Here is a 4,532-nt window from a genome sequence, read left to right on the forward strand (position 1 = left end):
TAATTATAGATTCTAAGATTTAATAATTAACCATTAAGTTTTGCATGACGTTTTAGGTTAAGTCCTGTAAAGATTAGACCAACAATAGCTGCTATTGTTGAAGAACCTAAAATACTAAGTCTTGCAATGTCTATATGTACTTTCTCTTCCATAGTAACACCTGGGAAGCTTAGATTTACGATGAAGATAGACATTGTAAATCCAATACCACAAATAATACCTACAAAGAAAGTCATACTCCAAGTCATAGATTGAGGTTTTGCCGTAATTCCTAATTTAGAAGCAACGTAGGTGAAGAGGAAAACTCCTACTGGTTTACCAACGAACAGACCTACAAAGATTGCTAATACTAAATGAATGTTTGGCATAATTACACTGCTAACATCTCCTAAAGTAACCCCTGAATTTGCAAAAGCAAATAATGGGATAATGAACCATTTTACATAAGGAGAGAAGTAGTTTAAAACATCATTTGATGGGTTACGACCATTAATATCTCTATTTGGTAAAAGGAATCCTGTAAGAACACCAGCTATTGTTGCATGAACTCCTGAGTTTAAGAAGCAGTACCAAGTTACTAGAGCGATTAAAGCATAAGGAGTGATAGCTTTTACATTTGCACGGTTAAGTACAAACATTAGGATAAGAGAAGCTAACCCCCAACCTAAGTAAGCCATGTTTAAATCTGAAGTATAGAATAAGGCAATGATAATAATTGCCCCTAAGTCATCGATAACTGCTAAAGCAAGTAAGAATACTTTAAGAGCTGGAGGGACTAATTTTCCTAATAGTGATAGAACCCCAATTGCAAAAGCAATATCTGTTGCCATCGGAATCGCTGCCCCATGAATTAACTGTGGATCATGGAAAGTGATCATAAAGTACAGGCAAATCGGAACGACCATTCCTCCAAGAGCACCAAAGAAAGGGAAGCTAGCTTGTTTAAAGCTAGAAAGATGCCCATGAAGCATTTCATGCTTAATTTCAATAGCTACGGTAATAAAGAAGATAGCCATTAAAGCATCATTAACAAAGTGTTCAACACTTAAGTGAATTAATTTAAAACTTCCAATAGATAGGTCTATATAGTGATGAAGAAAGCTTGAGTATACAGCTTGTAAAGAAGGAATGTTAGCTACAATTAATGCTAGAGCAGCACAAAGAATTAAAACAATTCCACCTGAAGCTTCATTCTCAAAAAATTGTTTGAACTTGCGCATAATAAATTGAAATACTCGAGTAATATTAGTTGAAAATAAATAATCACAAAGACTTAAACCGCAACTGGGGCTTTGATTGCTTTATGACTTTGATAATCTAAGATTTCAAAATCTTCAAATTTATAATCAAAGATAGTTTCTGGTTTACGTTTGATATTTAGTTTTGCAAGAGGGAAAGGCTCTCTTGTGAGTTGGAGATCTACTTGTTCTTGGTGATTTTTATAAATATGTACATCACCACCTGTCCAGACAAAGTCACCAACTTCTAAATCACATTGTTGTGCCATCATATGCACAAGTAATGCGTAAGAAGCGATGTTAAATGGTAAACCTAAGAACACATCGCAAGATCTTTGATATAACTGACAGGATAGTTTACCGTTATTAACATAAAATTGGAAAAAAGCATGACATGGAGCTAAAGCCATTTTATCTAAATCACCAACATTCCATGCACTAACAATTATACGTCTGCTATCAGGATTGTTTTTTATATCCTCTATAGCCTTTGCGATTTGATTTATCACTTTGCCATCGGTGGTTTCCCAAGATACCCATTGTTTACCATAAATAGGTCCTAAGTCACCATTTTCATCAGCCCATTCATCCCAAATGGTTACTTTATTATCATTGAGATATTTTATGTTTGTATCTCCATTTAAGAACCAAAGTAACTCATGAATAATTGATCTTAAATGAAGTTTTTTAGTTGTAACTAGAGGGAATCCTTTGCTCAAATCAAATCTCATTTGATAACCAAAAATGGAATAGGTTCCAGTTCCGGTACGGTCTGATTTATATTCTCCGTTTTCTTTGATATGTTGGAGGAGATCTAAATACTGTTTCAAAATTTAAATCCTCTATGCAGAGCTGTAATTCCTCCAGTTAAGTTTTGATAACCTACTTGTTGAAATCCAGCTGTAATCATCATTTGTTTTAAGGTTTCTTGATCAGGATGTTTACGAATACTTTCGGCTAAATAGCGATAAGAGTCTGCATCTTTTGCCACTATATCACCAATTAGAGGTAAAAGTTGGAATGAATAAACATTATATATAGATTCAAGAAGTTGGTTTGTAGGCTTAGAAAATTCTAAGACTAAAGCTCTTCCACCTACTTTTAAGACTCTATGCATCTCTTGTAGAGCTTTATCCTTATTGGTTACATTTCTTAAACCAAAGCTAATAACAATTACATCAAAATAGTTGTCAGGAAATGGTAATTGCTCAGCATTTGCTTGTACAAAGCGAACATTATTGACAATTCCTTGATTAGTCAATCTTTCCTTACCAACAGCAAGCATATTTGCATTTATGTCAGATAAGGTTACCTCGCCAGATTCTCCTACAATTTTACTAAATTTTTCAGTAAAATCTCCAGTACCACCTGCTAAGTCTAAAATACGGTCTCCTACTTTAGCTCCACTGCAATTAATGGTATGTTTTTTCCAGCTACGATGAATACCAAAAGAAAGTATGTCATTCATTAAATCGTACTTTTGAGCTACCGAATCAAAAACTCCTGCAACTAATTGCTCTTTTTGCTCTACAGGTATTTGTTTAAACCCAAAATCAGTGTATTTGTTTTTTGACATATAAGCTCCATAAAACTCTATATAAGATTATAGCATGTTAAAATCGAGTTTAAATCTTTAAAAGTAAAGAAATAAGTCTCCTAGCATAAAAGAAGGCAACGCAAATTAACGTTACCTTTTTTAAGAGTTTTATAAATTTTTAAGATTTTTTAGAATATTAAGTAGTAATTGGTAGTATTTTGCTACAGATTCTATATGGACTCTTTCTTTTGGAGTATGAGGATTATGGATATCAGGTCCAATAGAAACTATTTTTAGGTTTGGATAGTGTCCTTGTAAAATTCCGCACTCAAGTCCAGCATGAATCACTTTAACTTCTACTTCACCATCAACCGCTTTTTTATATTCATTTTCTACGTAAGTAGTAAATTCATTAAAAGTAGGAGTCCAACCTGAGTATACCCCCGAAACAGTTAAAGGTATTTGAGTTAATTGGGAGATAGCAAACATCTCGTCACAAAAGAGTTGATTGGCTACATCAACCGTAGAACGTGCTAATATTTTATACTTAAATCCATCGTTAGGATTAAGACGTAAAACTCCACATGATAAAGAGCTTTCAACAGTATTAGCGAACTCATCAGAGAATCTTAATACTCCATTTGGTACTAGTACTAAGAAATTAAGAAGATTAGGCATGTCTAAACAACTTAATCTGAGTAAATTTTCAGTTTGTTCAACTGGAGTTAAAGTGTATTTACCATTAGTTTCGGCAAGTTTAAAGATAGAACTTAACTTTTCCTGTGCTTCTTGGAATGCTTGTAAAAATACTGCTTCTTTTTCAGCGACTACAGCCACTGTTGCATAGGATTCACGGGGAATAGCATTTCTTGCTTGTCCTGAGTAAAGGTCTACTAAATTAAACTTAACATTACGATACATAGCGTAGAGAAGTTTGCTTAAATATTTTATAGCACTCTCCCTATTTGTATGAATATCACAACCTGAATGTCCACCTCTAAATCCTTTTAAAGAGATAGTAAACACTTTAGAGTTTTCTTTCAATGGTTTAAAAGTATATTCTCTATGGAAAGTTAAGTCTGCTCCACCTGCACAACCTAGGTAGAGTTGTCCCCACTCTTCAGTGTCGGTATTAATGAGATATTCTGATTTTAACCAATTTTCAGCTAAGCCAATAGCACCCTCCATGCCAACTTCTTCATTTCTTGTTAGAAGACCTTCTATAGGTCCATGTTGAAGTTGATCATCATCGAGGATGGCAAGGATTGAAGCTACTCCGATTCCATTATCAGCACCAAGAGTGGTATTATCAGCATATAAGTATTCGCCATCAATTACCGGAGAAATAGGATCGGTCAGAAAGTTATGTTCTTTATGCGAATCCGCTTGGGGTACCATATCAATATGTGCTTGTAAAGCTATAGATGGTACATTTTCATAACCTGCTGTAGCCGGCTTTCTAATTAAAAGATTACCTGCCTCATCCTTTTCTACAAATAAGCCTTTTTCTTTACTCCAATTGTAAATGAAATCTGCTAGTTGATCATCATGATAACTTGGATGAGGTATAGAACATATAGTGTCAAACCATTTCCAAAGTAGTTTAGGGTTTAATTCTTTAATATTTGATTGCATAATAACTCATCCAAAGTATGACTTTATCTGTTTACTCATTTAATTTAACAAATTAAAGAGATTATTTGCAAGTAGCAACATAAAAAATTGTATTTTTGTTGTCTATTAAGAAAAAAATTTAT

General features: G+C 33.7%; 4 protein-coding genes. All 4 read right to left on the reverse strand.

Going from position 1 to position 4,532, the window contains the following annotated elements:
- Positions 1 to 26: 26 nt before the first annotated feature.
- Positions 27 to 1,220: a Na+/H+ antiporter NhaA gene (nhaA, locus tag CKF59_RS04595; protein WP_119534800.1), complete on the reverse strand. Its 1,194-nt coding sequence runs from the start codon at positions 1,218 to 1,220 to the stop codon at positions 27 to 29.
- Positions 1,221 to 1,273: 53 nt separating this feature from the next.
- Positions 1,274 to 2,068 (reverse strand): thymidylate synthase, encoded by a 795-nt coding sequence (gene thyA / locus CKF59_RS04600; protein WP_119534801.1) that lies wholly within the window; start codon positions 2,066 to 2,068, stop codon positions 1,274 to 1,276.
- A complete protein-coding gene (gene ubiE / locus CKF59_RS04605) occupies positions 2,065 to 2,814 on the reverse strand; it encodes a bifunctional demethylmenaquinone methyltransferase/2-methoxy-6-polyprenyl-1,4-benzoquinol methylase UbiE (RefSeq protein ID WP_119534802.1) in 750 nt (249 codons plus the stop codon). Before ubiE ends, thyA begins: the two co-directional genes overlap by 4 nt.
- Positions 2,815 to 2,943: 129 nt before the next feature.
- Positions 2,944 to 4,410 carry a beta-Ala-His dipeptidase gene (gene pepD, locus CKF59_RS04610; RefSeq protein ID WP_119534803.1) on the reverse strand — a complete coding sequence of 489 codons (1,467 nt, stop codon included), beginning with the start codon at positions 4,408 to 4,410 and terminating at the stop codon, positions 2,944 to 2,946.
- Positions 4,411 to 4,532 lie beyond the last annotated feature (122 nt).

It is taken from the genome of Psittacicella gerlachiana, assembly GCF_003585965.1.
Classification (GTDB): Bacteria; Pseudomonadota; Gammaproteobacteria; order Enterobacterales; family Psittacicellaceae; genus Psittacicella; species Psittacicella gerlachiana.